22 protein-coding genes are annotated in these 26,343 nt (G+C 55.2%); 6 read left to right on the top strand and 16 right to left on the bottom strand.

Translation table 11 applies throughout. The features are described from left to right. Positions 1-488: 488 nt before the first annotated feature. Positions 489-1,163: a helix-turn-helix domain-containing protein gene (locus tag DNI29_RS23330; protein ID WP_110980565.1), complete on the top strand. Its 675-nt coding sequence runs from the start codon at positions 489-491 to the stop codon at positions 1,161-1,163. A 106-nt stretch (positions 1,164-1,269) separates the two neighbouring features. Here the strand turns inward: DNI29_RS23330 and DNI29_RS23325 are convergent, their stop codons facing one another. The 9 genes from DNI29_RS23325 to DNI29_RS23285 form a co-directional block, all read right to left on the bottom strand. Then, the gene (locus tag DNI29_RS23325; RefSeq protein WP_110980564.1) at positions 1,270-1,803 is read right to left on the bottom strand and encodes a hypothetical protein; all 534 of its coding nucleotides are present in this window, start codon (positions 1,801-1,803) and stop codon (positions 1,270-1,272) included. A gap of 4 nt (positions 1,804-1,807) precedes the next feature. Beyond that, positions 1,808-2,587: a M48 family metallopeptidase gene (locus tag DNI29_RS23320; RefSeq protein ID WP_110980563.1), complete on the bottom strand. Its 780-nt coding sequence runs from the start codon at positions 2,585-2,587 to the stop codon at positions 1,808-1,810. Further along, positions 2,587-5,820 carry a type I restriction endonuclease subunit R gene (locus DNI29_RS23315; RefSeq protein WP_110980562.1) on the bottom strand — a complete coding sequence of 1,078 codons (3,234 nt, stop codon included), beginning with the start codon at positions 5,818-5,820 and terminating at the stop codon, positions 2,587-2,589. The genes DNI29_RS23320 and DNI29_RS23315 overlap by 1 nt, the downstream gene beginning before the upstream one ends. Positions 5,821-5,842: 22 nt before the next feature. Next, on the bottom strand, positions 5,843-6,487 hold the full coding sequence (locus DNI29_RS23310; RefSeq protein ID WP_110980561.1) for a hypothetical protein: 645 nt from the start codon (positions 6,485-6,487) through the stop codon (positions 5,843-5,845). A gap of 45 nt (positions 6,488-6,532) precedes the next feature. Continuing rightward, a complete protein-coding gene (locus DNI29_RS23305) occupies positions 6,533-7,741 on the bottom strand; it encodes a restriction endonuclease subunit S (protein WP_110980560.1) in 1,209 nt (402 codons plus the stop codon). 5 nt (positions 7,742-7,746) lie between these two features. Next, complete coding sequence (locus DNI29_RS23300) at positions 7,747-9,360, bottom strand: type I restriction-modification system subunit M (protein WP_238388201.1); 1,614 nt, start codon at positions 9,358-9,360, stop codon at positions 7,747-7,749. A 100-nt stretch (positions 9,361-9,460) separates the two neighbouring features. Then, positions 9,461-10,324 carry a ComEC/Rec2 family competence protein gene (locus DNI29_RS23295; RefSeq protein WP_110980559.1) on the bottom strand — a complete coding sequence of 288 codons (864 nt, stop codon included), beginning with the start codon at positions 10,322-10,324 and terminating at the stop codon, positions 9,461-9,463. 4 nt (positions 10,325-10,328) lie between these two features. Next, positions 10,329-11,030 (bottom strand): hypothetical protein, encoded by a 702-nt coding sequence (locus DNI29_RS23290; protein WP_110980558.1) that lies wholly within the window; start codon positions 11,028-11,030, stop codon positions 10,329-10,331. 37 nt (positions 11,031-11,067) lie between these two features. Further along, positions 11,068-11,691 carry a restriction endonuclease subunit S domain-containing protein gene (locus DNI29_RS23285; RefSeq protein WP_110980557.1) on the bottom strand — a complete coding sequence of 208 codons (624 nt, stop codon included), beginning with the start codon at positions 11,689-11,691 and terminating at the stop codon, positions 11,068-11,070. Positions 11,692-11,889: 198 nt separating this feature from the next. Here DNI29_RS23285 and DNI29_RS23280 point away from each other — a divergent pair, with 198 nt between their 5' ends. Beyond that, positions 11,890-13,977: a DUF262 and DUF1524 domain-containing protein gene (locus DNI29_RS23280; RefSeq protein ID WP_110980556.1), complete on the top strand. Its 2,088-nt coding sequence runs from the start codon at positions 11,890-11,892 to the stop codon at positions 13,975-13,977. 226 nt (positions 13,978-14,203) lie between these two features. On the opposite strand, the gene DNI29_RS23275 is transcribed toward DNI29_RS23280, so the two are convergent. Both DNI29_RS23275 and DNI29_RS23270 read right to left on the bottom strand, forming a co-directional pair. Further along, positions 14,204-15,058 carry a putative endonuclease domain-containing protein gene (locus DNI29_RS23275; RefSeq protein WP_123823412.1) on the bottom strand — a complete coding sequence of 285 codons (855 nt, stop codon included), beginning with the start codon at positions 15,056-15,058 and terminating at the stop codon, positions 14,204-14,206. A gap of 410 nt (positions 15,059-15,468) precedes the next feature. Further along, a complete protein-coding gene (locus DNI29_RS23270; RefSeq protein WP_123823411.1) occupies positions 15,469-15,687 on the bottom strand; it encodes a hypothetical protein in 219 nt (72 codons plus the stop codon). Between the two features lie 329 nt (positions 15,688-16,016). Between DNI29_RS23270 and DNI29_RS23265 the strand changes: the two genes are divergently transcribed. Both DNI29_RS23265 and DNI29_RS23260 read left to right on the top strand, forming a co-directional pair. Further along, positions 16,017-16,586 (top strand): Riean_0653 family protein, encoded by a 570-nt coding sequence (locus DNI29_RS23265; protein WP_110980553.1) that lies wholly within the window; start codon positions 16,017-16,019, stop codon positions 16,584-16,586. Between the two features lie 81 nt (positions 16,587-16,667). Then, the gene (locus DNI29_RS23260; protein WP_110980552.1) at positions 16,668-17,342 is read left to right on the top strand and encodes a hypothetical protein; all 675 of its coding nucleotides are present in this window, start codon (positions 16,668-16,670) and stop codon (positions 17,340-17,342) included. A 996-nt stretch (positions 17,343-18,338) separates the two neighbouring features. Here the strand turns inward: DNI29_RS23260 and DNI29_RS23250 are convergent. From DNI29_RS23250 to DNI29_RS23230, 5 genes are all read right to left on the bottom strand, one after another. Further along, entirely contained in the window at positions 18,339-18,749 is a 411-nt protein-coding gene (locus DNI29_RS23250; protein ID WP_110980550.1) for a hypothetical protein, read from the bottom strand. Positions 18,750-18,953: 204 nt separating this feature from the next. Beyond that, positions 18,954-19,631 carry a recombinase family protein gene (locus DNI29_RS23245; protein WP_110980549.1) on the bottom strand — a complete coding sequence of 226 codons (678 nt, stop codon included), beginning with the start codon at positions 19,629-19,631 and terminating at the stop codon, positions 18,954-18,956. 196 nt (positions 19,632-19,827) lie between these two features. Next, positions 19,828-20,721: a gliding motility protein GldB-related protein gene (locus DNI29_RS23240; RefSeq protein WP_162303736.1), complete on the bottom strand. Its 894-nt coding sequence runs from the start codon at positions 20,719-20,721 to the stop codon at positions 19,828-19,830. A 1,586-nt stretch (positions 20,722-22,307) separates the two neighbouring features. Continuing rightward, positions 22,308-23,168 (bottom strand): agmatine deiminase family protein, encoded by an 861-nt coding sequence (locus DNI29_RS23235; protein WP_123823410.1) that lies wholly within the window; start codon positions 23,166-23,168, stop codon positions 22,308-22,310. Next, positions 23,165-24,199: a hypothetical protein gene (locus tag DNI29_RS23230; protein WP_123823409.1), complete on the bottom strand. Its 1,035-nt coding sequence runs from the start codon at positions 24,197-24,199 to the stop codon at positions 23,165-23,167. Before DNI29_RS23230 ends, DNI29_RS23235 begins: the two co-directional genes overlap by 4 nt. A gap of 187 nt (positions 24,200-24,386) precedes the next feature. Between DNI29_RS23230 and DNI29_RS23225 the strand changes: the two genes are divergently transcribed. Both DNI29_RS23225 and DNI29_RS23220 read left to right on the top strand, forming a co-directional pair. Beyond that, positions 24,387-25,133: a hypothetical protein gene (locus DNI29_RS23225; RefSeq protein ID WP_110980545.1), complete on the top strand. Its 747-nt coding sequence runs from the start codon at positions 24,387-24,389 to the stop codon at positions 25,131-25,133. A 387-nt stretch (positions 25,134-25,520) separates the two neighbouring features. Continuing rightward, positions 25,521-26,093 carry a Riean_0653 family protein gene (locus DNI29_RS23220; RefSeq protein WP_110980544.1) on the top strand — a complete coding sequence of 191 codons (573 nt, stop codon included), beginning with the start codon at positions 25,521-25,523 and terminating at the stop codon, positions 26,091-26,093. The last annotated feature ends 250 nt before the right edge of the window (positions 26,094-26,343 follow it).

Genomic DNA, 26,343 nt, shown 5'->3' with positions numbered 1-26,343 from the left:
TTCTAGCCATAGTAAAAACTGCTCTTTACCCTAATAATGAACAGGAGGTGGTAACCATGCCTAGTATGCCATCGACGTTTACAGTGACTAGCGCCAGTTATCCTAGGCAGATGCTGACTCGTACGTGCTCCATTGTGGATGTGAAGTAAGATGGGCTCGTTTAAGCTTTGGCAGTGAAACAAACTGATTCAGCTCAAGCATTGAGGCTTGTCAAGCAGAAAGTAGTCTGATTCTTATTTTGATTTACTTTTCCTTATAGCCCAGTATGCAACATTAAGTCACAGCAAACTCGTTTGGAAGCGTACAGTATATGTAGGTAAGAGTAGAAGGTATTTGCTATACTAACTTAATGATTTTGAATATTTTGCTTAACCATAGCCAAAAGCTATGGTTAAGCAAAAATCCTTCTTATTAATAGAATAATCAACTATGTTATTATTGAAAAGAAATTTATTAAATTTTTCGCTGTCTTTGTTCGTCTGCTAATTGTGGCCACCTCCGACCGTATTACTTCTGCGATAGCCTTGCTGGCGCCTACTGCCGACATATATCCGGGCGTTATTATTGTCCATAACCTACGCACTCACTCGGTCGAATACATGTCTTCGCCCGGCTTGCAGCTGTTGGATACAACCCTAGAGGCTTTGCGAGCGCTGGGCCCGGCTTATCATACACACTACTTCAACGAAGCCGAGACCCAACATTACCTGCCCAAGCTTTGGCAGATGCTTAGCTTTAATGATCCGTCACGAATCGTTTCTTTTTTTCAGCAAGTGCGCGTAGCAAAAGATCCGGCTTGGCGGTGGTATTACACCACAGCGCGTCTGCTGTTGCAGGACGAAGAGGGGCAACCATTACTTATGGTGTGCCTAGCCTCACCAGTGGAACGCGAAGCACAACTCGCTGTACCAGTAGACCCGGAACGGCTATTAGCCGAAGATCAGCTTCGTCGCTGCCAAGCTAGCGCGTTTGCGCGCTTGACTCGCCGGGAACGGGAGGTTTTGCAAACCTTAGCCGCAGGATACACGGCCCCCGAGATTGCTAAACGGTTATTCCTCTCGCCCCAGACGGTCATTACACACCGACGTAACCTACGTCGCAAGTTGGGAGTCGGGTCAGCCGTGGAGTTGGTTAACATCGCTCGTGTCTTCCACCTTATCTAAGCCGGGGGGTAATATCTGCGCACATTAGCTTAGAAAAACTCAATATTCTAGGAGAACCTAACACGGTATAATCCACTCTTGGTTTAGCTATGATAAACCTTACTTATCATGACTCCTTAAATTCAATCAATTGCTGCTCGTACACGTTGAGGTCGCCAAGAAGCTGACGAAATTTTGGTAGTTGAGCTTTAGGAATTAATAAAGGTACATGTGAAATACCTAACCGATACGCAGTATTTAATCGATGATTACCAACCAAAACGCGTACTTCATCTTCGTCAAACAAGTTCATACAAGCTGGTGCAGTAAGTTGTACTCCCTCTCGCCACTCGGTTAGAATAGTGTATGACTGACCATAATCTTGATATACGTATAAGAAGTTTGTGATATATTCACGATACCAATCAGGTAGTGCAGATAGCAGGTTAGCGAATAAAACTTCTATTAAAACCACCCCCCCACGCAGGAAGGGATATTCCTCCTGGTATTGAGCATCTGTTTGCCAATAATGCAGCCAACCTACCCCTCCATCTAGTAAACTTTGTTCAGTTGTTTCGTAAACCCAGTGCGGCACAATTGTCACTTCGCCGGCATCTACTTTTTTAAGGAGCTCTTCAAGCTGTTCTTTTTCTATTTTCATAATATTAGTACTGTCCTTTCGTCTCAAACATACCTGGTTCAAGCTCCTGCAAACGCTTCTCCCAGATTTGCCAATCAGGCATGAGTCGGGACTGCAGATCGTAAAACTCCTGAGAGTGACGCCGCACTCGTAGGTGTGCCAGCTCGTGTATAATGACGTACTCAATACAAGGAACCGGGGTTTTTACCAGATCAGGGTTGAGTTGAACAGTGCCAGTAGAGGTAGCGCAACTTCCCCAGCGGTTGGGCATTCGCAGAATGCGTAGGCGGGGCAAATCAGCTGGGTTGAACAAAATGGGGGGCAAACGGCGCAGTATGCCTTCAAATGATTTAGTAAGCTGTTCGCGAGCCTGCTTCCGGTACCACCTCTCTACTAAACGCTTTATGGCAGTTGCATCATCGGGTGTGGGGGTGGAAACCTGTAAATAGTTAGAATGCAGATGAACTGCGGGGCGAGTAGCCGACACTATTCGCAAGCGGTATTGCCGACCGAGAAACAGATAAGATTCACCGCTGAGGTACCGGCGGGGCGAGGGCGAGGGCGCATAGTGCTGCTGCAGTTGAGCTTGCTCCTGCTGCCTCAACACCCAACCTGCTCGACGCAACACTGCAGAAGCCACCTGCTCAGCCGTAGCTTCGAGGGGCGCCACCACAGCCAGTTGTCCATTGGGATATACCGTAAGGGCCAACGATTTGCGACGACGTCGTTCTACCGTATACGCGATAGTAGCCGACCCAAACTGCACTTGTCCTAACTCGGCGGGGGACTTCTTTGAAGTATCCATTAGCGAGTGGCAAACCGGGCCTGAGCTAAGCTGAACAGCTCTTCCAGCAAGTCATCTTGAGCGGCGGCAGTTAGACCGGGCTGCAGCTGTCGGAGGTCCCACAGATGGTCGTCGAGGCGCTGGCGTAGTTCGCTTTTCACGCGGGACTGATTTACCCAATCAACCACTACCTGGTTTTTGCCGCTGGGTACCAAGACTTCTACCATTGCTTCTTCTACACCAATAGCCCAGGCAGCTAGGCTATCGGCAGCTACGTCGGGGGCTTGGTCCTTAACCAGGCCGTAGGCAGCGGCGGCGGTATCGTGGCCCGCCAGCGCGCTTGGCCCGGCAGTTTGACGCTGTTGCTGTAACACAGCATATTCGGCGGCAGTGGCCCGACTAAGGAATTCAGCAGCGGCAATGCGGCCGCTACGGTAGTCGCTCAAGGCCGCTTCAACCATGTCAGAGAATTGACGGTACAGGTCGGGGTCTTCACCGAACCGCTCCTGAATAGTGCTGCTAGTTCGACTGGTGATGGTAAAGGCCTGGGCAGCCTCTCCATCTGCGGCCAATTCTGCCACTACTTGCGCAAAACGGTCTCGGTCGAAGATGTTGACCTGCTCGGTAATAGGCCGAATGCCATCAGCAGCCACGTAGGTGTCCAGTAGCTTCTGAATTTGCGGTTCCAGGCCGGTAGCGTTAGGACCAATGGCGTAGATTTCGATGATTTTCCGGCGCAAATTCTCAAACCGCTGGATGTCACCTATGTATTCTGCTACCCGCGTCTCGGGTGTGTTACGCATGAACTCATACGAGGACAAAGCCAAATGCAGGGTGCGCTGGAAACGTCGCAGGCGCTCGAAGAAAATAGGCCGCAATGCTTCGTCGTCCAGCAATGCGGTGTAAGCAGCTGGGTCTTCTTTGTTGAGGATGGTTTTGAACAAGTCGAGCAGCGCGGCATGGTGGTCGGGCAGTTGCGCTACTTCGTCACGCAAGCTTGACATCCGCACCGCTTCCCGCAGGTCGTCGTGGTCGAAGTCGCCCAGATCGGGGGTAATGGTATAGGTGGCCAGGGCCTCGGCCAGCTCTTCGGTTACACCTTCGTAATCGAGGACAAAACCATAGGGTTTGTTGGCAGCGCGGCGGTTGACTCGGGCAATGGTTTGGAAGAGAAAGTGCCCGGAAATACGTCGGCACAGGTAAAGCACCACGTTGCGCGGGTTGTCGTAGCCGGTCGTCAGCTTGTCCACCACTACCATGATTTCAGGACGACCATGGGGTGACTTCCACCCCTCCTTTAAAGCCCGCTCATACTCGCGGGGATTTCCGTACACATCCATGAGCCGCTTCCAGTAGATCTGTACCTCGTCGGTAGTGGCACTGTGCACGTCGTCATTGCCCTCGCGAGAATCGGGGGGCGAAATCAGCACTTCAGCATGCACCCCTTCGGCTTCGAGGTGTTTGCGGTAGCGTACGGCAGCCAGCTTATTGGGTGCCACCAACTGAGCCTTGAAGCCGGTTCCGCGCCACGTCTTGATGTAGTGGTCGGCAATGTCCTGCGCTTTGGCCTGAATGATTAGCTCGGCCTGTGAAAGTTTGGTCTCCTGGCTATAGCTGGTTTTGAGCCGCACGCGGGGCTCTTCAGCCAGGTGGGCCGTGAGGCGGTCGAAATTGCGGTCCAGCGGCCGGGAATTCACATCGAAATTGGTCAGCCGGCCTTCGTACAGAATAGGCAGAACCGTTTCATCAGCCACCGCATCGGAAATCGTGTAGGTGTGGATGATGCCGCCGAATTTGCGGGCCGTAGCCTTTTCCCCCTTAGTAAGCGGGGTGCCGGTGAAAGCAATGAAGGTGGCGGTTTCTGGCGGGAACACGCGCTGCATGTTGATGTTGAGCGTACCCGACTGGGAACGGTGGCCTTCATCAATCAGCACGAACACATCGGGCCGGGTAATAGGGGCGGCCAGCTTGCGAACCACGGAATTGAATTTGTTAATGACCGTGGCAATGATGTCGGAGGAGGTTGGATCCTGCAGCAGCCGCACCAGATGATTGCCAGTAGTAGCCTGCATCACGTCCCGGTCGCAACGGTCGAAGGTGGCGGCGAGCTGGTCGTCGAGGTCGGTGCGGTCGGTAACGAGAATGATCTTGGCATTGGGGATGGTGGCACCCAACAATTGGGCCAGCATCACCATGGTCAGTGACTTACCGGAGCCCTGGGAATGCCACAGCACGCCGCCCTGCTGATGACGGGCCCGGGCCAAAGTGGCCCGCACTCCGTAATACTGCTGGTAACGGGCCAGGATTTTTTCGCCTCCGTCGTACACAATGAAGTTGCGCATCAAGTCCAGTAGGCGTTCTGGCTGGCACAGCGCGTACAGGGTGACATCCTGAGGGGTGACGGTCCAGGGCTGGCCCAGCCCGGCCTGCAGCGGATGCAGTCCGGCGCTACGCACGGGGTTACGCAGCAACTGTTGCCAAGCGACGGGCTGATTCAGGCTGTCGTTTTTGAGCTGCTGCAGCTCGGCGGCTCGCCGCGGCGCGTTGGCGGGGTCGTCTTCCGGTCGCTCGCGCCAGGCAGCCCACAGTTCTTCAATGGTACCGATGGTGGCGTAGCGTGTGGGGCCGTCGCCGCAGGCAGCAATCAGAATCTGGGAAAATAGGTAGAGGGTGCGGATGCCATCGGGCTGCTGATTGCGCGTGTGCTGCTCAATGGCTTTTTTTAGCGGTTCTTTGATGGCTGGGCTTTTGCACTCGATGATGACGAGCGGAATGCCATTCACATACAGCACAATGTCGGGCCGGTAGTGGTCGGCGCGGCCGTTGCGCTGCACGGATAGTTCTTCGGTAACGTGGTAGGCGTTGTTGGCCGGGTTCTGCCAATCGATGTACCGAATGGTATAACTCTTCTTGTCGTTGTCTACGGTTTGCTCGACGGTATGCCCTAGGGTAAGCAAGTCGAAAACCTCTTTATTGGCCGCGATGTACCCTCGGTCGAGGGAAGGGCGACTGAGGGCATTGGCGGCCGCGTGCAGGGCTTCGGGAGCAAATGGGTATTCCTGGCCGCGGTACTGAAACGAGTTCAGCTCGCGGAGTTTTTCCAGCAAGATGGGCTTCAACAGCACTTCGGCTTCGCGGTGGCCGCGCTGCTCTAAAGCTTCCTCCGGGCTGAGGTAGCGGTAGCCTAGCTGCTGGAGCAGCAGCAGCGCTGGCACTTGGCTAATAGCGTCTTCGGTGGTGGGGAACGTGGGCATGGCGCGTATGAATGGTGTTGACCTAGCTCTTGGTGGCGAGGTCGTGCCAGAGGCTGATGAATGTTTCGGCTTCGGCGCGGAGTAAGGCGCGTAGGTCGTGGTGACGGGAATCGCGGCTTAGAAAGGTGCCGCGCTGCACGTCTAGCACGCCGAACTTGGTATTGGGCTCTACCTGGGCGTGCAGCTCTTCTTCGAGCAGATTGACCACGGCGCAAGTTTTGTCGCGGGTGGGGCGCTCGCCCTTACGCAGGTAGAGCTTGGCGAGGGTGGGCTGGTCATCGAGCAGAGCGTAGAACTCGGGATTGAGGCGTACTGTCAGCTCGCGGTGCTGCCACTGGGCGCGGGGCGCGGGCAACCACACGCAGTTGCGGCGGCCGATGAACTTGGCGTAGCCCTGGACCATGGCGGCATAAATCTGGGCCTTGTCGGGGTTGGGGTGTTGGGCTAGGGCCCGCAGCTCAGCAAGGGTACCGCCGGCGCGGTGCCAGTCGGCTAGTCCCTCGCGCAGGTGGCGATAGAAGTCCTTCTCTGGACCATAGGCGCCGCGGTTCATTAGCTCGCGCACTTTGGTGATGCGCTTAGCCCCGCTGGAAATGGCGAAATCAATGAAGTCCGTCAGCGAGATGGTGAGGGCAGTGGCTACCGGAGCAGCGGGGCTAAACAGCATGGCAAGCGAGGTTAGAAGGTGAAGTGAAAAGCGTTTGGCAACGGCCTAGCGCAGGAGCTTCTGGCCGGTGAGCAGCTGTTGCATGAGGCCGCGTTTCTGCTCGCGCAGGTCGGCTAATTCCGCTTCGCGCAGGCGGATTTCGGCTAAGCCGGTATTCAGTACTTCGGCAATGGCTTGCTGCTCGGGTAGTGAAAAGGCTGGTACCTTGATGCTGGCAAAATCGGCCCAGCGTAAACCACCGCGACGGTCTACAGAACCCGACATATTGCGTTTGTAACGCCCTATATACTCTTCGCTTTTGAGAAGCAAGTAGAAGTATTCATCATTCACCTTGTTGGGATTTGTGCGGAATACTGTGTACATAGGACTGACCAAGCCAGCGTCGTAATCACGCTGATAGCCGATCGAGCCCTCTTCTATGTGGTTCGTAGCGTATGCAAAGGTGTTGCGCGGCACGACCTTGTAAGTACTGAGGTCGTCGCTGTAGATCTTACGCCCGAAGTAGGTGAGGGAATCCACAAGGCCATCGTACTTGGTGCAGGAAAGCACGAGAGAGACACTATCATCCCGGTTTCGCATTACCACCTCGGATGTCAAGCTGGAAATTGGCACTTCTTTGATAATTCCCTCAAAACCAGGCAGCCGTACTTGACCCAGCAGAAGCCGATGTGATAAGGCTTTCTGGCGGGTTCTTAGATCGTCTAGCAGCTTAGCTTGCAGCTGAACTGCCTCATCCCAAGTGCCAAGCAGTTCAGTGATGCGGTGACGCTGATCGGATGGGGGAAGCGGAATTTCGTATCCGCTGATAAAGTCAGCGGGTACGCGCTTATGGCCGGCGCTACCCGTCATCATTCGTTCGCCCAATGCACGAAAGTTACGGCTGGTAGTATGCAACCAGATGAACGCCTGGTCCTCAGGATCGAGCGCGCGGACCACATGAAACTCAGTGCTGCCAAACCCAACCCCATTCTCTAGGTCCTCGACCAAAGCACCTTTCCCGTTTTCGAAGCAAGGCGTGATCTTGGCCACGAGCACGTCGCCATCCTGGAAGGTGGTGAAGCCGTTGCGGACACTCCCAAACGGACGTGACTGCTTGTTAACTACTCGACCCTCTTCCGACACATCAGGCATGGCCAAAAAGGTAACCGAGTCGTTGTCACTCAACTTCACGGAGCGGCCCGGATTTAGCTCAGCAATTTCGCCGAGCTTGGCTTTTCGCCATCCGGCGGGTAATACTTCAGGAACAATACTCATTATGCCTACTCTTTAATCAAGTTCAAAAACTCGCGCATCTTCGCACGTACTTGCGTCAGCTCGTCTTCGGTCTGCTGCAGGCGCTTTTGTACAGCAGCAATGTCAATCGGAGCTTCGGCCTTGAAAGTGTCCACGTAGCGGGCGATGTTGAGATTGTAGCTTTCTTCCTCGATGCGCTCCAACGAAGCCCGGTAAGCAAAGCCTTGTTCGATGACGCCAGCTTCGGCTTCGGGTGCGGCTCGGAATGCTTGCACGGCGGCTACGATGCGGTTGGCGTGCTCGAGCAGGAGTACATTCTTGTTGCGGGTTTCTTTGTACAGAGTGCTCGCGTCGATGAACAGCACATCGGAGGTTGTCCGGTTGCGCCGTAGCAGGATGATTGCCGTGGCAATGTTGGTTCCGTAAAATAGGTCAGCCGGCAAACCGATGATGGCTTCTACCAGACCTTCCTTCAGGAGCTGCTTGCGAATAGCCCCTTCGGAGCTGGCCCGGAACAGCACGCCGTGCGGCAGGATGACGCCTACTCGGCCGTCGGTGGGGTACGTCGTTTCAATCATGTGCGAGAGAAACGCGAAGTCGCCTTTGGACTTCGGCGGTACGCCGCGCCAGAAGCGGCTGTAGCGGTCCTTGCTAGCCGACTCAGCGCCCCACTTGTCGAGGCTAAACGGGGGGTTGGCCACCACCACGTTGAAGCGCATAAGCTTATCGTCTTCGAGCAGTTGAGGGTTGTTGAGGGTGTCGCCCCACTTGATTTGGGCGTCGTCCATGTCGTGCAGCACCATGTTCTGGCGGGCCAGGGCGTAGGTAGAGCCGTTTACCTCCTGGCCGTAGAGCGAGAAGTTGCGGCTGCCCACCTGCTTGCCTACCCGGATGAGCAAGCTACCCGAACCGCAGGCCGGGTCGCAGATACGGTCGCCGGGCTGAGGATCGACCAGCCGGGCCAGCAGCGAGGACACCGCTGACGGGGTGTAGAATTCGCCCGCCTTTTTGCCGGCGCCAGCCGCGAAGCGGTAGATCAGGTATTCGTACACGTCGCCAATGACATCGTTCGACTCCAGGTGACTAGGCTCTAGGTCGATGGCGGCAAAATCTTCGAGCAGCAATTTGAGGCGGCGGTTTCGGTCGCGCACCTGACCTAGCTGGGCTTCGGAATTGAAGTCGATAGAGCGAAACACGCCTTCAAGGTGGGCGCGGTTGGCATCTTCGAGCTGCTGGAAAGCCACATTGATCAGCTCGCCGATGTTGTCGGCCTTGCGTCGGTCGAAGAGGTAGCCGAAGGTGCTAACCTCGGGCACCTGGAACCGCTCGTGGCGCAGGGCCCGCTGCACGCGCTCAGCCTGGGTGGCAGGGTCGGCGGCGTATTTCTGTTGCAGCTCGGCCACGCGCCCGCGGTGCAGGTCAGAGAGGTACTTGAGAAAGAGCATGGTCAGGACATACTCCTTATACATGCTGGGGTCGACGAGGCCGCGGAACGTGTCGCAGGCGCGCCACACGGCGCTGAACACGTCCTGCATGTCCTGCTTTTTATTCGAGGCGGCGGCAGCGGCCAGCACCTGGGCATAGGTTTGCAACGGCTTTTCCGGCGAGTCGAAGTCGAGCGTAGATTGTTGGGGGGACATGGAATTGGGTATTGGGGAAGGCTGGGGGCTTCCCCCCTACCCCCTCTCCGTGGGGAGAGGGGGAGCCTGGCGAAAAATTCAGTTGAACAATGAAGACGGATTATTCGGTCTTGACCACGATACCATCGTTGGTGAACCAGATATCGATGGACCCGTCACGGCGAGTAGTAAGGCAGTAGCGCGTTTCCCAGCTCGTGTTGGAGTGGCTGCCTACAGACAGTCCCGTAGCTTTTTGGTAGTATTTTTCCCGAACGCAGGTGGTACCGCGCTGACCGTCGGAGATGACAACCAGCTTGGGCTTGCAGTGCTCAAAGATGTCTTCGCAGAAGCCGGATTCGCGGCCGTGGTGCGAGGCAACGAGGATGTCGGTTTTCTTCAGGTACCCAATGAAGCCCGGCTGATCTAATAGTTCGCGCCATGCTGCACCCTCGGGGTCACCGGGGATGCAGATGGTGGAGCCGGCGTAGGAAAGGAAAACGACGATGCTCTGATTGTTGAGATTCGACTTCGCGCAGTTGATTGGGCTGAAGGTGGTAAAATCCAGCGAAGGTTTCTCGGATGATACACCAGTACCACTGGGCATGGGAGCAGAATACCTCTTGCGTATTTCAAGGTACTTGCCAAGTATATTATTATCACGGCGAGGGTTGCCGTTCAACACTTCCTCATCCGTCAAATGCCGAGGGGTCGTTAACACCAGTGGGTTCATGTTATAGAACTCCTCTATGTCATCAACGTGGTCCGTATGAGGATGAGTAATAATGACATTATCGAGCTGCGTAATGCCGTTGTCCCGCAAACACTTGAGTGGACTGAACCACTCGTCGCCAGCACGGCCGGCATTATTACCGGTGATGTCACCGACGCCAAGATCAACTACCATGTGGCGGCCTTCGGGCGTGCGGACGTAGGCGGCGGAGCCGTGCTGTACGTCCCAGATGCGGATGTATAGATCGTTGGGCATGCTATTAGGTGGTTTTGGGTTTAGACGTGGCAAGCCAGAGCATCAGCGCCCGGCTGGTTTTGTAGTAAGCGAAGCGCAGCATTCGTTTCCAGAATAGAAAGGCCGAGCATCCGACCAGCAGAGTCAGTATCAGCCGTTCACTGCGCAGTGCGGCGTAAGCCGCTTTTTCGGTGGTAAGCGTCAGGGCAGCGGCTCTTAGGCTAACCAGCAACGCGATGAAAACAATAACGCATGCTACCGTCATGCCGCGGTAGAAGCCTTCCCGGTAGATATAGACTTCTCGCTCATTTACCCGTTCGTGCAGGACACGGGCCTCGTCGAGCAGCTCGGCTTTTTCCTCAGGCGACAACGCCAAAAACGCGGTTCCGAAGCAGCCCTCGATGCGCTGATCGGCCAACGCCAACGCCGTAGCTGAAACCTGGCTGCGGGCGAATATGCGCCGCCAGCCCGTTGGCTTGGGTGTGGGTACGGTGCTGGGTGAGCGGGTAACCCGTATCTCGTTGCCTATGGCATGCAGCAGATGCCCTACGAGGTAGGCTATGACGGCCACAGCCAGCAGTACCGTGGGCTCGGCAAAAGGAGTTATGCTCAGCTGTTTGGTGGGATACACGATGACCCACAATAGCAAGCGCAGACCCGCCGTGGCAACTAACCCTGGCAGGAAGTAGCCGAATATGTCGTAAAGGGAGGCTCGTAATTCGCCCATGGCGCTTGGGGGTTGAATCTTGGATTAGGCAGTACCCCTATTCCTGAGAAGGAATATGCTGAGGGCTTTTGAGCAGGTCTGTCAGGCGAGACGTCAGATAGGTCTCGCGCTCAGCGAGGTATCGTAGCGTCAGATTTTTTTCGCGCAGCCAGAGCTGGTAGAGGTCGGCCAAAAATTGCTGTTGAGGCAGTGGAGGCAGTGAGACACCACTCGGCAAAGGCTCAAAATCCAGCAGGTCACGCTTGTTGATGTTAACCTGGGTGGTACCACCTAGCCGGCTCCGTAACCGAACTTTGGTATCGGGCAGGTTGAGCAACATCAGCAGAAAAGCGGGCAAACAATCTGGCGCAGCGACTTCGAGCACGAAGAAGTTGTTGGCGGCTACAGCCGGCAACCAGGCTTCTTCAACCAATACAGCAAATAGGCGGCCGCCGCGGGCACTCAGCAACAAAGAACTGGCAGTGAGCAAGGATGTAGCCGCGGGCGGGGTGTCTGGTTGGAGATACGCCCCAGGCTCACTTGCCAAACGTTGGCCATCCTCATCGAATTCAGACAGCTGCAGGTAGGTCACCGCACCCGGTGGCGGCTCAGTGCCATCGGGTACTGGCTGCGCAGGGGCATAAGTCCCGGTAGAAATGTGAGCCAGTTCGGTTAGGTACATAGGCGGAATGGCAACTTATGTTTGCTTGCCGGCAACAAAGATATGCTAATGCTTATTGTATTGACAAGTTTTAGTTTGTAAAAAATATACGTGTATAAAAAATATTTAGGCTGGGTTAGTCTTTGACTCTACTCATCTTATTGTAGAGCATAGTGGATTAAGTAGTTGTACTTTGGCAACTACTAATACTCACTTATTATGAAAGCCAAGCAGGCCAACCTTCTTAAGTTCCTTCAAACTTCTAAGCAGTTCATTATTCCGATCTATCAGCGCACGTACAGTTGGCACGAAAGCCAATGCAATCAGCTGTTCACGGACATTCTGAGCGTTAGTCACGCTGAAGAGGGCGCAGGGCATTTCGTGGGTTCGGTGGTTTACTTCGAGCAAGACCAACACAATGCTTCCGAAGTCCCCGAACTGCTGATCATCGATGGACAGCAGCGGGTAACTACATTGACTTTACTGCTGGCGGCCTTGGCCGAGCTGGTGCAACAACACCCTAGCCTACTGGAAAGCACATCGGCTACCAAGCTTAAGAATTACTACCTATTCAACGCGGAGGAAGATGGTGCATTACGTTACAAGCTAATGCTTACCCGCGGTGATAAGCAGGCACTGATAGATGTATTGGAAGGCCACTCCTCACCGCCGGTTGAGGTACCTAGCAACGTGCGCCGCAACTATGACTACTTCCGCCAGCGCCTGACTGTCGACAATGCTAAAGCCGTGTATGCAGGGCTGCAGCGGCTTTTTATCGTGGACGTAGCCTTAGAGAGAGGCGTCGACAATCCGCAACTGATCTTCGAGAGCATGAACTCAACGGGTTTGGCGCTGTCCCAGGCTGACCTGATTCGTAACTACGTGCTGATGGGCCAGCAGCCGAAGGTGCAAACCCGGCTGTACGAACACTACTGGTTTCCAATGGAGCAGCTATTCGGGGAACATTATGCCGGACTGTTCGACTGGTTTGTACGGGACTATTTGACGGTGCGCACGGGTACCATTCCGCGTATTGACGACGTGTATACGAGCTACAAGGCCTTTTTGAAAGGCTCTGCTACACCGTTGGCTATCGAAGAAAAACTGCGTGAGCTGCACCGGTATGCCGGCCTGTACGTGCGCATCGTGCTACCCGAGTTGAAGCACGAGAAAGACCAGCAACTGCGCCAAGCATACGCAGACCTACTAGAATTACGTGCGGATACTGCTACGCCGTTTCTGCTGGAGGTGTACGCTGACTACCTCGACGAACATCTATCCAAGGAGGAACACCTGCAGGTGGTACGCATGGTGGAAGCCTACGTGTTCCGGCGGGTGATATGCGGCATTCCGACCAATAGCCTGAACAAAACCTTTGCTGCACTGGGCCGGCTGGTGCGTAAAAACCGGTACGTGGAGAGCGTCGCGGCAGCCTTCCAGCTGAAGGACAGCTACCGCCGCTTCCCGTCCGATGCAGAGTTTCGCCGGGAGTTTCAGCAACGGGACCTGTACAACATGCGGCTTCGTAACTACCTGTTGGAGCGCCTGGAAAATTTCGGGCGCAAAGAGCGGGTACCCGTGGACGAGTATACCATCGAGCACATCCTTCCGCAAAACGAGAACTTATCAAAAGCCTGGCGCGAAGAATTGGGCCCTGACTGGCGCCGCATTCAGGAAGAATACCTGCACACTATCGGTAACCTGACCCTGACGGGTTACAACTCAAAGTTGAGCGACAAACCGTTTGAGTATAAAAAGACGGTAGAAGGTGGCTTCGCCGACAGCCCGATCCGCTTGAACGCCAGCGTGGCCAAAGAAGAGCAATGGAACGAAGACGCCATACTTCGCCGTGGCCAGGCCTTGGCATCCAAGGCGCTGAAGATATGGCCGGCTCCATCTTTATCCGAGGCCGAGTTGGCGCCGTACCGGGAACCGGAAACCACAGATGGGACCTATAAGCTGGAGCAGTTCGCCTTCTTAAATGGTGAAATGGGCGACCTATTCAATGCGTTTGAAAAGCGGGTTCTCAACCTAGATACTTCCGTTAAGCAAGAGGTGAAAAAGTTGTATGTGGCTTTTAAGCTTGATACCAACTTCGTGGATGTAGTACCACAGAAAAGCCGCTTGCGATTGTCGCTGAACTTGCCCTTTGACGAAATCAGAGACCCTAGAAACCTGTGCAAGGATGTGCGGGGTCTTGGCCGCTGGGGTAACGGCGATGTGGAAGTTGGCCTAGCCTCGTTCAATGACTTGGATGACGTGATGCACTTGGTAAGACAAGCTTACGACTGGCAATCGGAAAACTAACCAAGAAAGAATAGATTCACCTCACTAGGCTTTGTATTACTTACAATAAATTTTTTATCGGAACTTATCAATGGGAGCATTATAGGATGACAACATATGCTCTAGGATCATTCTTAGTACGTATGCCTTCTGTATCATTACATAAACGCCCGTTTACAGTAGATACCAGCAAGTCATGAAGTGAAGCTCGGTTTTGTTGGACGTGATGACTTACTGGTCCTCTGACTTACCATGCTACGCCTCTGCTTAACAGGGAGAGATAGGTATTCCGCGTATCGGCTCGGGCCTGCCCCAGCGCTTGCTGCTGACTCCACTGAGCAACGGGCGGAAGTCGCTGGGAAAAGAACTTGGCCGCATAGTGCGTTTCGTTCACGGAGAAGATCAACTCCGCCAGCTCCTTGCAGCACTGTTTGGGATAACGCACCACCTGCTCTTCGGTAAACCGCACAACAACCCAGTTTTTGCGCAAGAAGTAGGCATTGCGCGTATCGTCTTGCCCCTGATAGTGAATAGGCTCCTTGGTGCGGAGTGTATAAGGCTCATCAATCTCGATATCGATGCGTAGTCCGGTTGCGTCCCAGTAGACGAAGTCAGGATAGTACCAGGCCGTGGCCAGGCGCGGGTCATCGACCGGTACCCGGCATTGGGCATGAATGGTTTCCTGCCCAAAGTACTGCTGCAGGTACGCCAGAAAATACGCCTCACTCCGCCCCTGACGGGGGACTTCTTCATCCGATGGAATGGCGTAGAGGGGTAAGGAGATGCTGCGTAGCAGTGAGGCGACCTGCTGTTTGCGATACAGCGGGAGAGTATCAGGACAGGCGTACTGCCGGAGCGCTTCCTCGTAAGCGGCCTGCCGCTCGGGATAGGTCAGGTACTGGTCGAAATCCAGCTCGTACTGCGCCACCTGAGCACTATAGCGCCTACGCGCCTGGCGGTTACACCATAGAATAGCCAGGAAGGCAATACCGGTCAAGAGAGCTGCTGCCAGTTCGAGGTGTTGGTCTAAGAGCCAGAGCCCGCCGAACACGAGGACAAGCAACCACCCTACGATGCCGGGCGTGAAGAGCGGCGGCAGCATGGGGTGCAGAGGGAAAGAGGGCTTGACTGGTTCTTGCGGAGGCTGGGGAATAGCCGTTAACGCATTTTTCAAGGAAAATGGCACCTCGATAATTGGGTACTGGGCACTCGATTGCATCATAAAATAATTATGTAATCTCTTTCTCAAGAATATACTTCTAGAATAATATTGCTGGCTTTCTACAGTAGGCCTTAAAAATAATACCAAATAGTCATATGACCTAGGGGCTCGTTTTCTGAAGCAGTATTTTTGATCTTTTCCAAGGTAGGTAGCAGTTGCTGAATATCCACAAGGTGAAAAGCTTTGCCCCCATCCTCTATCTGGATTCACTGAGCCGGTCGACAATCTCCTACAGACTTTCCCCAATGTTCCGCAGCAGCGCCGCCCGCCGGTTATTGATCTTCGCCTGCTCAGCGCGCTGCAGTGACTCGCAAGCCTTGTCCCTTGCTGCCTGAATCAATTTTGCGGGTGTCCCGACCTGAAAGCCTGACGCCTTCTTGACCGTAAGCGCACTGCGGGTGCAGGTGAAACTGGCCGTGGCCTCCTGATCCGATGTGCAAGGTAAACTCATCAGCAGCCGGCAAGTCCATCGGCTTGAAGCGCACCTGGCTTTCCAGGACCGTAGACAAGAAGGCCACGTTGCGCGCCACGCAATCCAACGTGGATAGGAGTAGCTCGGCTCCCTCTTTAGGGGTTCTCTTCCCTAGGGAGTACGCCCTCTCCATTAAACGAGGTGATGCAACGGGCATACCCCGCTGGTCAGGACCACCGCGGGAACACGGAAACCGGAACAAGGAACTGCCTAGTATTTATTCTATATAAAAGGGTATCTTAGGTAGCCTCTTCTGCCCCCCTATCACCCGCTAACAGGTTCCGTCCGTTGGCCTGCGGCGGGTGACCTACGAGGGTGACGCCTGTGCTACCCGTCTATCCATATTCCTTTCTTTACCTCACGTATATGTATAAGTATTGGTGTGGAGCCGTGCTGCTCGGCCTCGTGAGCAGCTGCAAGAAAGACCCGCTGGATACCTTACCTAATGCCACGCAGTCCGGCAAGAACACCGCGGGCTTTCTGGCTGATGGGGTGGCCATCCTGCCCCATGACGAGACGGGCGGCTACAGTTTAGGCTCGGGGGCCGGCGGTCCAGTTGGGGGGCGCTGGCGTAAAACGAGACGAGGAGCCCGGATCCTGGAGGTGTATCTGGCTGACCGCCGCCGGCCCCGTGCCTCGTGGAGCTTTCACCTGCGAGGGATTGTGCAGCCCGGCACCTATGTGCTGGAAGACGAGCCGGCGCTAACCTTAGGGGACCTGACCCCACCCTATATGACCTATCACAATGAGCGAGTAGAAGCGAAGCCCAGCTTTTACTCCGGCCCGGGGTATGCAGGGAAAGTGACGATCACCCGCTTCGACACGGTGCAACACATCGTAGCCGGCACCTTTGAAGGCCGTCTAATTGAGGATGGGGGCCAGCGCACGGTACAGATTACTGACGGCCGCTTTGACGTGCGCTTTAAGCGCCAGTAAACCGGTGCCCGCTCCCTTCTCTCCCAGCTGGCTTTGCACGGAGCATACAACCGGTTCTCTACTGCTTCTATCCTTAACTATATGGCCAACCCTGCCGGTTACGTTACCCTTGGAAAGCCTTGGGGCTTGCTGCTCCTGCTTTGCTTGAGAGGGTGGCGGAGCCTGCCGGCGCAGACGCCGGAGCTCAGCCAGGCCGAATTGGTTCGAGCCGAATCCGCGCGCATCGCCCGAGAGAGGACCCATATCTTGAAAGGCGAAGTCGTTCAGCACACGCTGTACTTCGATTCAGCCAAGCAGCGGGCCTACCATGCCAGCCTGCTGCGGGTGGATCGATGGGTGATGGGAAGCCCAAGAGCGGATACCGTGCAAGTGGTCACCCGAGGCGGTTACGCGGTGAGCGTGACCTATGAGGATGGTCGGGTGACGTATTCCGAAGGCTTTCCCACGCATGGCACCGGCGGGGCGGGCCCGCGTCTACCCTGGCAGCAGCCCGTGGTCTTGTTTTGCCGGCCCCTGCCCGCCAACTACCCTGCCCGGCCTCCCCGAGAGTCAGCCCTGTCGGCAAGGCCCTTAGAAGTTCTGGGAATCGCCTACCCCTATGAGCAGCGCTTTGTCTCCGACATCGGGGGCGAGTTTGCCAGCCAAGAAGCTTTCGAGGTCTATCTCAACCAACTCTTTCAACTGCCTCGGCAGAGTCCAGTACAGGATTCTTCGCTGCGTGACCCAAGTCGCGTCACCGCCCCTAGACGCAGGTAACTACGACCATGCTGGACGGTTCCGTAAGGTCTCTCCTTAGCACGTAGCTTCTACGGGTTTGTAACGGATCATAAACGTCACTGCATAGGTGATACATATACTGACAATCCAGGCCAGCACAGGTCGAGGTGGCCTGTGTATCGTTTCATAAACGCGCATTTGCCATATAGTACAAGTCCAATCAGGAAGCAGTGTAGCTTATTAGTAGCCTAAAAAGGAAAAATGGTAAACATCTAGTCAGGATAGATAAGGAGCTAGTACCGTTTTAGCCACTTGAACATCACTCCTTTTTATCTATAAGTTGAGTAGAGCTCTCAAGCGGGAATCGTAGTACACAGGTTGACTGTCCTTCTGCATAGTCCCGTTTCCTATGCACAGTGTATTCGTGCGACCATCCGCATACTGGAGGACTGCTTTGGCACGCGTATCGACCTGCACTTTATAGGGGTCTTCCCGTAAGTGAGCCACGCGCTGTTGGATCCGCAAGAGCGTGCTGGGGTCTGTAATGAAGGTGATGGTCGCTTCCGATGCTGGTGGGTCGAACGTTTCACAATCCAAAGTAATAATGTACTCGGTCAGAAAATCAATCGCCGTAACCCGTACTTGAACGAGCGAATCTGAAAGAGAGGCGGGATGGCGAGCCGCTGCGTGAGAGGTAGGCGTATCTGGACTCTGGCAGGAGGAGATCCAGCACATTAAGCCAATAAACAATGCAAAGAGGCATTTCTGACCCATAGTAGCAGGGGGGGTACTTCGTTAAATCATCCAGGTGACTATCGGGTGCATACTCCTCCCGGCATTTAAAGCCGAGCATTACGCGGTCGTGTTCCTGCTACACGTCCCAGAAGAATCCGGCATCCAAGGGATAGAACATCCCAGCCTCTTCCTCCTAACGCTGAACCAGAAAGCGCTCATCCCTCCATACCAGCGGCAGCTGCACGTCAAAAGTCAAGGCCCAACAGAAACGGTAGGAAGTCGGCATACGCCTACTCACTCCTACCGCGTAGTTGTAGGCGGTGACGGCTTGCTTGTTGATTTGGATAGCCAAAGGGTATAAAGTACCAACAGACAGGCTCCCAGGTGTAGCACCTGTTGCGACAGGAAATCAAACGTCGCGAGGTTGTTCTGTCCCAGAAAGTCTTTACCGCTGGTGACAATTTCCCACAGCGTGACGGCATAGAGCGCGAGAAACAGCGTTTTGGCCTCTCGCTTCCCTTTACCGATAAAGTAGTAGATCACCAAGGCTACTGGCATGCACAGGTACAGGATTATATACTCCTGGGTCCCCAGGTTCGGGGCGAAATAGCCGGTGTGACGCAGGAAGTTCATCAATAGACTCAGGGCGAAGGCGACGAAAAGTAAGACAGACGCCCAAACGTCGTAGATGTTCTTCTGCGAGGTAGCCATAGCTTTAGGTAGTAATTCAGATAATAGTCCGTGGTCGCCTTCTCAGCTAGTGGCCAGCGCAACCGGTCGCGGATGACGAGAAGTACGACCGCCATGGCCAGGTGGGCAGGCTTCGATAAGAGCTCTAAAGATAGAGGAGCCGGGACCAAACACTCAGCTGACAGCCAGAAGAAATCTTGCTGTTATCACCAGCAGAACCCTCCTTTAAAGTTGCGGGTTTGGTTTCGCCACAGTTGGCAGCAACCGCTTGACGCCCATCGGGTGAAAGGACTTCCCCCGCCGGGTCCGATACCCCGACTCATTGAGCCGCGCCGCAATCTCGCGCAAGCTCACGCCCGTGGCCCGCAACAGCACCGCGAGCTGCGCGGCCTGCCGATTACTGAGATTACTCTTAGCATTCCGCTGTAGGGACTCTAGTGCCTTGTCCCGGGACGCCTGGGTCAGGTTCGCCGGCGTACCGAGCTGAAACCCGCGCGCCTTCTTAGCGGCCAGCGCATCGCGGGTGCGGGCGGAAATGGCTGTGGCCTCCTTCTGGGCCACGGCCGCCAGGATGTGCAAGGTAAACTCATCGGCGGCCGGCAGGTCCACGGCTTTGAAGCGCACGTGACTTTCCATGAGGGTCGCGAGGAAGGCCACGTTGCGCGCCAGGCGGTCGAGCTTGGCCACGAGTAGCACGGCTCCCTCCTGCTTGGCGTGGGTGATAGCAGCCTGCAGCTGGGGCCGCGTGTTCTTGCGTCCACTTTCAATCTCCACGTACTCGGCCACGATGCTCCCCTCCGTTCCGACAAAGGTCCTCACGGCCGCCTGCTGCGCTTCGAGGCCCAAGCCGGATTGCCCCTGACGGGCGGTACTCACGCGGAAGTAGGCGACGTAGCGCGTCATGAAAAAGTCGAGGTTAGGAGAGAAAGTGCAGCAATATACACTCGTGTCACATTAGTTAAACGTCCGTTTAACAAACGTGACACCCGCAAACGAAGGCCCTTGTCGCGACGGTTAGAGGAGCACGTAACAGCGAGTAAGCAGCTAGGGTAGAACCCGCAACGTAGAAAGTTTCCCTACCTGTTACCTAACCACTCCGCTACCGCGCGCTCATTCTCTGCTCGTACCCGCTCTGGGCTAGAAAGGCCCGGAAGTCCTTCGTCGTCAGCATCGCTGCCACCGCCTGCCGTTTATCGGCCGCCTTCTCGTAATAGGCCTGACAGATTTTGTAACCCACATAATAGCCCAGATCACAAGGCTTGTCAGGGGTTTCCTCCTTGGAATTGACCAGCCAGTGCTGGGGGTTGGTGCCCAGCATGACGGGCTGAAAGGCCTGCCACAGTTCCCGTTCATGGGCGTTGCCGTAAACGTGCAAGCGGGCATTGGTCCCCGGATGCCCCGTGACCAACTCGGCTACGAAATCAGCCATGCCCTCGCGAATGACGCCACTGAGCAAGGTGCCATCCATCGGCTGCTGCGTGTTGTGAATCATCTCGTGGATGACCAGGGCGGGCAGCAGCGTCACCGGCACGCTGCGGTTGCGCTGCACCAGTGACAACTCCGACCTGTCCACCCCGGGCCCATTGATTCCGTCCACTTCGACGAGCAAGCCTGGTGGCTGGGCAGTGCTGCCGGCAAAGCCGCCGACCAGAAAGTAGACGGAATTGAACCGCACCGGTGGGTAGAGCTGCTGCAGCCGCCGAAAAGCCTCCAGAATCTGGGGCTTCTGCTCCGCTACCGACTGCATAGTCTGCCGGGCCGAGGCGTAGTAACGAGGCCGCTGCAGGATATGTCGGGCGAATAGGTGAGCATCATCCTTGTATTTGCGCCGAAAGTAGTCGTGCAGACCCGGCGATCCATGGTCAAAATACTGTTCCTGAAATATCCGGTCAGCGTGCGCTGTATCGCGCAACGCGGCCGGATAGGCGGCCCAGAAGCGGTCCAGATCCGTCGTTACTAACGGAATAGTCTCAACGCGCTCCAGTGGACGCATACTGGTGCAGTGGACCGTGCCAAGCAGGAGCAGGCCTCCTAAACCGAGAAGCAGTGAGCATCGCATAAGGCGAAGAACCGGAAAAGAAGAGGATTATCTGCTACAGGAGCTCCAGATACGTTGCCAGTCAAGCACCTTCCTCCTTCATGTAACTGACTTTGGAAGCGCGTCGCCGTCGCCTCCCTTATGTTCCGAAAGCGACTTCTTTGATATAGCCCCTGTTACCCACGGGGGTGGACTTACTATTACTGTCTCGCCACTGCGCTTGATTAGCAAGCTTACCTATTGTACTCTGCCAATATACCCATTAAAATCGGTCTTCCTTTTGGCTACGCTGTTTTCCTTCTAGAAATGTCTTTCCTTTTCTTATCAGCTATGATTAAGTCCTCTTTTATTCGATAGAGGCCCTTGGTGGCCTTCTGTGCGTCTCGAGCTACTACCTCCTGCTTAGGGCTGCGATCGGGGCAGCAGCCCCTCTTTCCGGCCCGTTCCCTCCCCCAGTGTGCCGTAGGCCTGTCCACACGGTCTGCCAGCCGCTTGTAACCATTCTAGGCCTGCTTACCACTTACTTGGCCGAATGCTATACTTCTTCCCTTTTATTGTCCTTCGGGTTACGCCGCGCGCACGCGCCTCTCTCACTCCACATGAAATGAACAGTTTTTCTACCGTTCTATATACTTCCCCCCTTGAACTCGGGGATACTCTTTCCCTAAACTCGGGGATACTCTCTCCCCAAACTCGGGGATACTCTCTCCCTAAACTCGGGGATACGGGTACTGACACGCAGTACCCCTTTTTGACTTCTTTCCTCATGGCTTAATGTAATCGTTATACTGGTCGGTCCCCTGCCTAAACCCGCAGGATACCCGGCCCCACCCTCTCACTCAGGCCAGTGCGGCCAGGAGGCAGAGCTGCCTTTTTTATAACTTATAAAATATTATTTTTCCGATGTAGCCGCGAACATTTTCTGCTTCTATCTGATCCTATCCTCTTATCTAGCACTGCCACTTATGGCGACACCCCACCGCCATAGAAGCTGCTTTCATATGCCCGTTCTAAGACTAGGCCTACGAGACGCAACCCTCCCGCCGCAGAGAGCACAGCGGACTGTTGTCCGTCGTTGTGCGGGGCGTAGCTGGAAGCGAGCGATTGCCCCAGCGTCATGAGGGCTTCACTCGGTACTAAGTAACCTAGTGCAGTGTCTGTCACAGGGGTGAGTATCAGCCCCGAAACCAGAGCCTTACGGGCCAGTAAATGAGCAGAGCATAATCTTTTTTTAGCAGGCAACTAGATTCTCTACCCTGCGGCTCACTGACCAAATGATTCGGATCTACAACGATGGCAAGGACAAAACGGACTCGTTTCAGGCCACCTTACTGGATAACTGAAGCGCTGGGTGTTTTCCCTGTATACCCTGGAGCTTCCCGCAAGCCGCGGCGGCTGATTCGTAAAGAGCGGTACAGCAATGCATCACCCAGTTACAAAGCATCGATCACAGCTACATCATTTTTGCAGAGTGAATTTAACACAATAGATTCATGCATGTGCGCACGGGAGTAGTCTGGCTACGACGTGAAATGGCCTTGCTAATTCCTAGCTTGAGGAACAAGCTCAGGTGGTGAGCAAGTCCACGTGATGCAGTGGAAAACACCTCCCTGTTGAGCTATACTCCTAGCCTCTACCGGCAGTATCTGGTGGTGCGGGTAAAGCTTTTGTAGCGAGCACAGTACTGGCTCATCCTCCACTTGGCGATAGATTGGGACAACCACTCCGGTGCCGACGCGCAAGAAGTTGAGGTACGTTCCCACGGCCGAGATATAGTTCGTGTTCTGGTAGGGGTTGTAGGGCAAGGGAATACAGGCATAGCCGGCCCGCTGCAAGCAGGTGGTCAGGTGATGCCAGTAGCCGGGCTCCCGCTGCCGGCAATCGTTGACCAGGGCCGTTCGCTCGTCGAGCAGGTGCACCAGCCCATCGGCATGGCCCGTGAAGTCCTGCGGGTGGGCTGGGAGGAGGTCTACGTGGTCGACCTCCAGGGCTGTGGCCAACTGCGAGAGCAGGTCACCCCGAGGAATCGTGGGGTTTTCGCGCAGCACCTTGTCGGTCATCAGCACCTTGCCCGCGTAGCGGACGACGTTTCCCCCATCCACCACCAGACCACTAGCCTGAAACGGCAGGCCCAGCTGCTGCAGCAGTTGGGCTCCGTCCGTGATGGTGTGCTGCCAGCACTTAGGCCGTAGATAGTCGGGCGCGTAGCGAAACAGCACCCACCTACCCGAGGTCGTGGGCACGGGCATGTAGTCGCGAGCCCAGATGTCGCGCGTCCCTGCGAGCGTAGCTACCCGTGCGCCGCATTGGTTGAGCGCCGTCGTCAACTCGGCAGCCAGCCCTGGATGACGCGGCGCGAGCGTGTCGGCCAGGTAGACGCCCGGGAGCGGGAACGTACTCACAGCCAGCCCGGCTTGTAGCCTAGTACCCGGCGTACAGTTGCCTCGTCCATCTTCTGCGGCATTTGCTGGTACTGGTGCTTACAGATGCTTTCCTTGTGGGGCAACTTGGACACATAACCTTCGTCCACGATAAAACGGTACGGACGGTGGAGATAGGGCTGGGCCTCGTCTTCCTGCTCGGGCCGGTACACCAAGCCCACCCGCTCGGTGCGCCAGGTCGCGCTTGTTGCCATGCCCGGGGCGGGAGTCTCTTCTATGTACAGGCGGCTGGTGTGCTGGCTCATCGCGCTGCCCCAACTGGCGATCAGGGCCCGGGTCAGCACTTGAGGCCCAATATGGTACGGATGGGTCGCATGCACCGGCTCTTCCACCGCGGAGCTGATACGCTGCAGGCCGCGCAGCAGGATCCCGCCGTAGCTGTTCGTCTCCCGGTTGCCGAAGGTCAAGTCTAGACTGGTGGCTTGGTTGAAGTACCACTGCAACGGTTGGAGTTGCTCGGTGCCTCGATGAACATACGGGTCGGGGTGCAGCCGGCTATGGTAGTAGAACTCAAGTTCCGTGATCTGGTAAGCGCAGGTTTCGGTCCGAATCACCAGCCGCTGCTGCAGGGTGGCTGCGATTTCCGTCAGGAAGAAGTCCAGGTCTTCCGCCTGGGCCAGATGAATCTGCTCGGTCAGGTAGGTTAACCAGCCCACCGCAGTATACATCTGGCGGCGTTCGCGCTGAAGCAGATAGTCACTGAACTCGCGGATGAACGGCATCCGATGGGCCAGCAGGGCGCGTGTTTTCGGTAAGCGTTCCGCTAGTGGGGAGTGATAGTAGGGCCCCATCCCCCCTTCGATATCCATGGTGCTCAGGCGCAGCCCTTCCAGCAGCTCGGGCAGCGTCGCTAGCCCGGGCAGCCAGCACTCGGTGTAGAGAAAATCGCTGTATAGGGGATAAGGAAGCGGAAGCTCCCGCAGAACCAAGTCAGCGGGTAGGTCCTGCGCTTTTCCGGCTTCTAGCGAGGCGATCTGCTGGGAAGTAAACATGTAGTAGGGATAGAACAAAAAGAAGTAGAAACGCCGCAACAATACCGCGCGGATCCCCGCTTTCCTAGCCTATTGTCATATTTTTACAAAGAAAGCAATGTATTACAATAGTAATTATTATAGATTTATAGTTTGTTATAATAGCAATCCTAGAGCAGCTACCCTAGGAGTAGAATTTCTATATTTCATGTCCACATTTACCCAAATACTCCCTGTTGCAGGAACTTTGCTCGGCACCCTAGTAGGCGGTGCGCTCACTCATTTACTGGCGTGGCGTAACAGTCAGCAGGCCGATAAGCGCATACTGCGGGAATGTCTTTATCCCCTGCTAGAGGTCTATGCCTTGCTAATGCAAGCAGGGCAACTACGAACCTTTTGTCGTGAACTCTTAACGGAGCTCAAAGAACATTTTCCCGATACTTTCCCAGCGTCTACAGTAGAGCTGGAAGACGAAAAGCTTCTGGAGTTTATGAGCCAATTGCTGTTGCCTCGTCTCACGCAAGAGATGCAGCAAGTAAAAGAGAGTTTTGATGCCAGCTTGTTGAAGCTGGCGAGCGTCGATCCCATCAGCGCCCACAGACTCCAGGGGAAAGAGAGCGTGATCAGTACTGTTCGTGACTATACAGCCTCCTTAACGGAGAAAATTGTGGAGGTAGCAAAACCGGAAGAGCAGATAAGCGCAGCGGCAGCATTACCTGTTTTATACACCTTTTTGGAACAGGCGATGGTGGTACATGCTGTGAAGCGAGTGGAAGAAATAGTAGTGCGCATTGCCAAGCGCATTGATAAGCAGACGTTGCAGGAAGCCCAGCAAGTGATGGTACGCAACCAAGCTAAAACAACCGAGAGAAAACAAGAGATTCAGAACTTCATCCAGCAGTTCACCCCGCTGCTGCGTCAAGTAAGTAAAGCTTCTCAAGGTCAAGGTAAGTAAACTGGGAAGATCCTAGATCAAAACGCACAGACTAAGGACGTTCCTCCTTAGCATGTAACCTGCTATACTACCGAGGAGCACTGCAGCCCGCGTCGTAGGCCCTGTGCTGAGCGTGGCTTCCGGAGCAGGCACCGTTACCGGTACCGAAGCGGTGCCAGTAACGGCTTCTTAGCCTTATACTGCTGCTCGCTTGCTAGGGAACAGTAGTCTGCTACCCCGCACTTTCTCCCCTTAGGACCTCGTTACTGCCCGAAACCACTAGCACGGGGAATGCCTGCGTGGAAACCGAAATACTCGCCTACTTTCACCCCTATAATTAGTACCATTTTGCACCTAGCGTTGCGTGCCGCAAGAGGCAGTGTCTTTTGCTATCTAAGCCCAATCGTTATGCTCCCAAGCCGCTCCCTTCATTCTGCTGCTCTGCTCTCCCTACTAGCATTAAGCGCCTGTCAGAAAGCGGAAGCGCCGGCCCCCAACCTGCCGGCAGCAACCCAAACTGGCCAGAATACAGCAGGAGCTAAAGTTGACGGGCACGTATGGCTGCCGGCTACCACGCTGTTTGTTGGTCCGGCTACGCAAGCCAGCTACCAGCGCGGTGCCACGGGTAACCAGCTGACGGTAATGCTCAGCCGGACTACAGACGTGGAAAGCGCTCCCTTCAGCGATACTAGTATTCGCCTCTACGTGCCCAATATCCGCACCGCGGGCTCTGTTGCCCTGAATCAGTACGCTGATCCCCAGCGACCCACTCAGACGCCTGCCTACGCCACGTTCACCTACGCCAAGTCAACTCCCGCGCAGGTGCTCCTTACAGGACCCGGTTCCCCAGGCCAGCTCACCATCACCCGCCTCGATACCGTGGCGCACATTGTGGCCGGCACCTTCGAGTTTAAGGGTCAGGCTACCGCGGGAACCGGCACAGTTAGCGTGACGGAAGGCCGATTCGACGTAAAGTATTAATCACCTTTTCCATTCTCTACTTTCAGCGGTGCCGTTATCGGCCGCTACTGGTACGGATAACGGCACCATTACCGGTGTACCACGGCTTCTCGGTCTTATACCGCTGCTTGTTTGCCCGGGCATGGTAGCCCGCTGCCCCACGTTTTCTCGCCCTCAGGGCCCCTTTGCTACTTGAAAGCCCTTGGAAGAGGGATGGCAGCCCATGTTCGCCTCGGCTCAGTCTCGGGGCACGAGCAAGCGCTCTGAGTGC

The sequence above is a fragment of the Hymenobacter sediminis genome, from assembly GCF_003231285.1.
In the GTDB taxonomy this organism is placed as follows: domain Bacteria; phylum Bacteroidota; class Bacteroidia; order Cytophagales; family Hymenobacteraceae; genus Hymenobacter; species Hymenobacter sediminis.
Note: the sequence above shows the minus strand (reverse complement) of the source record. Positions and strands in the feature narration are given on the sequence as shown.

Bases quoted from the DNA above. Each gene is read 5' to 3' on its own strand.
- DNI29_RS23295 (WP_110980559.1), bottom strand. From the start codon at position 10,324: ATGCCCAACGATCTATACATCCGCATCTGGGACGTACAGCACGGCTCC.
- DNI29_RS23315 (WP_110980562.1), bottom strand. From the start codon at position 5,820: ATGCCCACGTTCCCCACCACCGAAGACGCTATTAGCCAAGTGCCAGCG.
- DNI29_RS23265 (WP_110980553.1), top strand. From the start codon at position 16,017: ATGTATAAGTATTGGTGTGGAGCCGTGCTGCTCGGCCTCGTGAGCAGC.
- DNI29_RS23280 (WP_110980556.1), top strand. From the start codon at position 11,890: ATGAAAGCCAAGCAGGCCAACCTTCTTAAGTTCCTTCAAACTTCTAAG.
- DNI29_RS23290 (WP_110980558.1), bottom strand. From the start codon at position 11,030: ATGGGCGAATTACGAGCCTCCCTTTACGACATATTCGGCTACTTCCTG.
- DNI29_RS23240 (WP_162303736.1), bottom strand. From the start codon at position 20,721: ATGCGTCCACTGGAGCGCGTTGAGACTATTCCGTTAGTAACGACGGAT.
- DNI29_RS23220 (WP_110980544.1), top strand. From the start codon at position 25,521: ATGCTCCCAAGCCGCTCCCTTCATTCTGCTGCTCTGCTCTCCCTACTA.
- DNI29_RS23305 (WP_110980560.1), bottom strand. From the start codon at position 7,741: ATGAGTATTGTTCCTGAAGTATTACCCGCCGGATGGCGAAAAGCCAAG.
- DNI29_RS23320 (WP_110980563.1), bottom strand. From the start codon at position 2,587: ATGGATACTTCAAAGAAGTCCCCCGCCGAGTTAGGACAAGTGCAGTTT.
- DNI29_RS23250 (WP_110980550.1), bottom strand. From the start codon at position 18,749: ATGGCTACCTCGCAGAAGAACATCTACGACGTTTGGGCGTCTGTCTTA.
- DNI29_RS23285 (WP_110980557.1), bottom strand. From the start codon at position 11,691: ATGTACCTAACCGAACTGGCTCACATTTCTACCGGGACTTATGCCCCT.
- DNI29_RS23325 (WP_110980564.1), bottom strand. From the start codon at position 1,803: ATGAAAATAGAAAAAGAACAGCTTGAAGAGCTCCTTAAAAAAGTAGAT.
- DNI29_RS23245 (WP_110980549.1), bottom strand. From the start codon at position 19,631: ATGACGCGCTACGTCGCCTACTTCCGCGTGAGTACCGCCCGTCAGGGG.
- DNI29_RS23225 (WP_110980545.1), top strand. From the start codon at position 24,387: ATGTCCACATTTACCCAAATACTCCCTGTTGCAGGAACTTTGCTCGGC.
- DNI29_RS23310 (WP_110980561.1), bottom strand. From the start codon at position 6,487: ATGCTGTTTAGCCCCGCTGCTCCGGTAGCCACTGCCCTCACCATCTCG.
- DNI29_RS23300 (WP_238388201.1), bottom strand. From the start codon at position 9,360: ATGTCCCCCCAACAATCTACGCTCGACTTCGACTCGCCGGAAAAGCCG.
- DNI29_RS23260 (WP_110980552.1), top strand. From the start codon at position 16,668: ATGGCCAACCCTGCCGGTTACGTTACCCTTGGAAAGCCTTGGGGCTTG.
- DNI29_RS23275 (WP_123823412.1), bottom strand. From the start codon at position 15,058: ATGCTGCCGCCGCTCTTCACGCCCGGCATCGTAGGGTGGTTGCTTGTC.
- DNI29_RS23230 (WP_123823409.1), bottom strand. From the start codon at position 24,199: ATGTTTACTTCCCAGCAGATCGCCTCGCTAGAAGCCGGAAAAGCGCAG.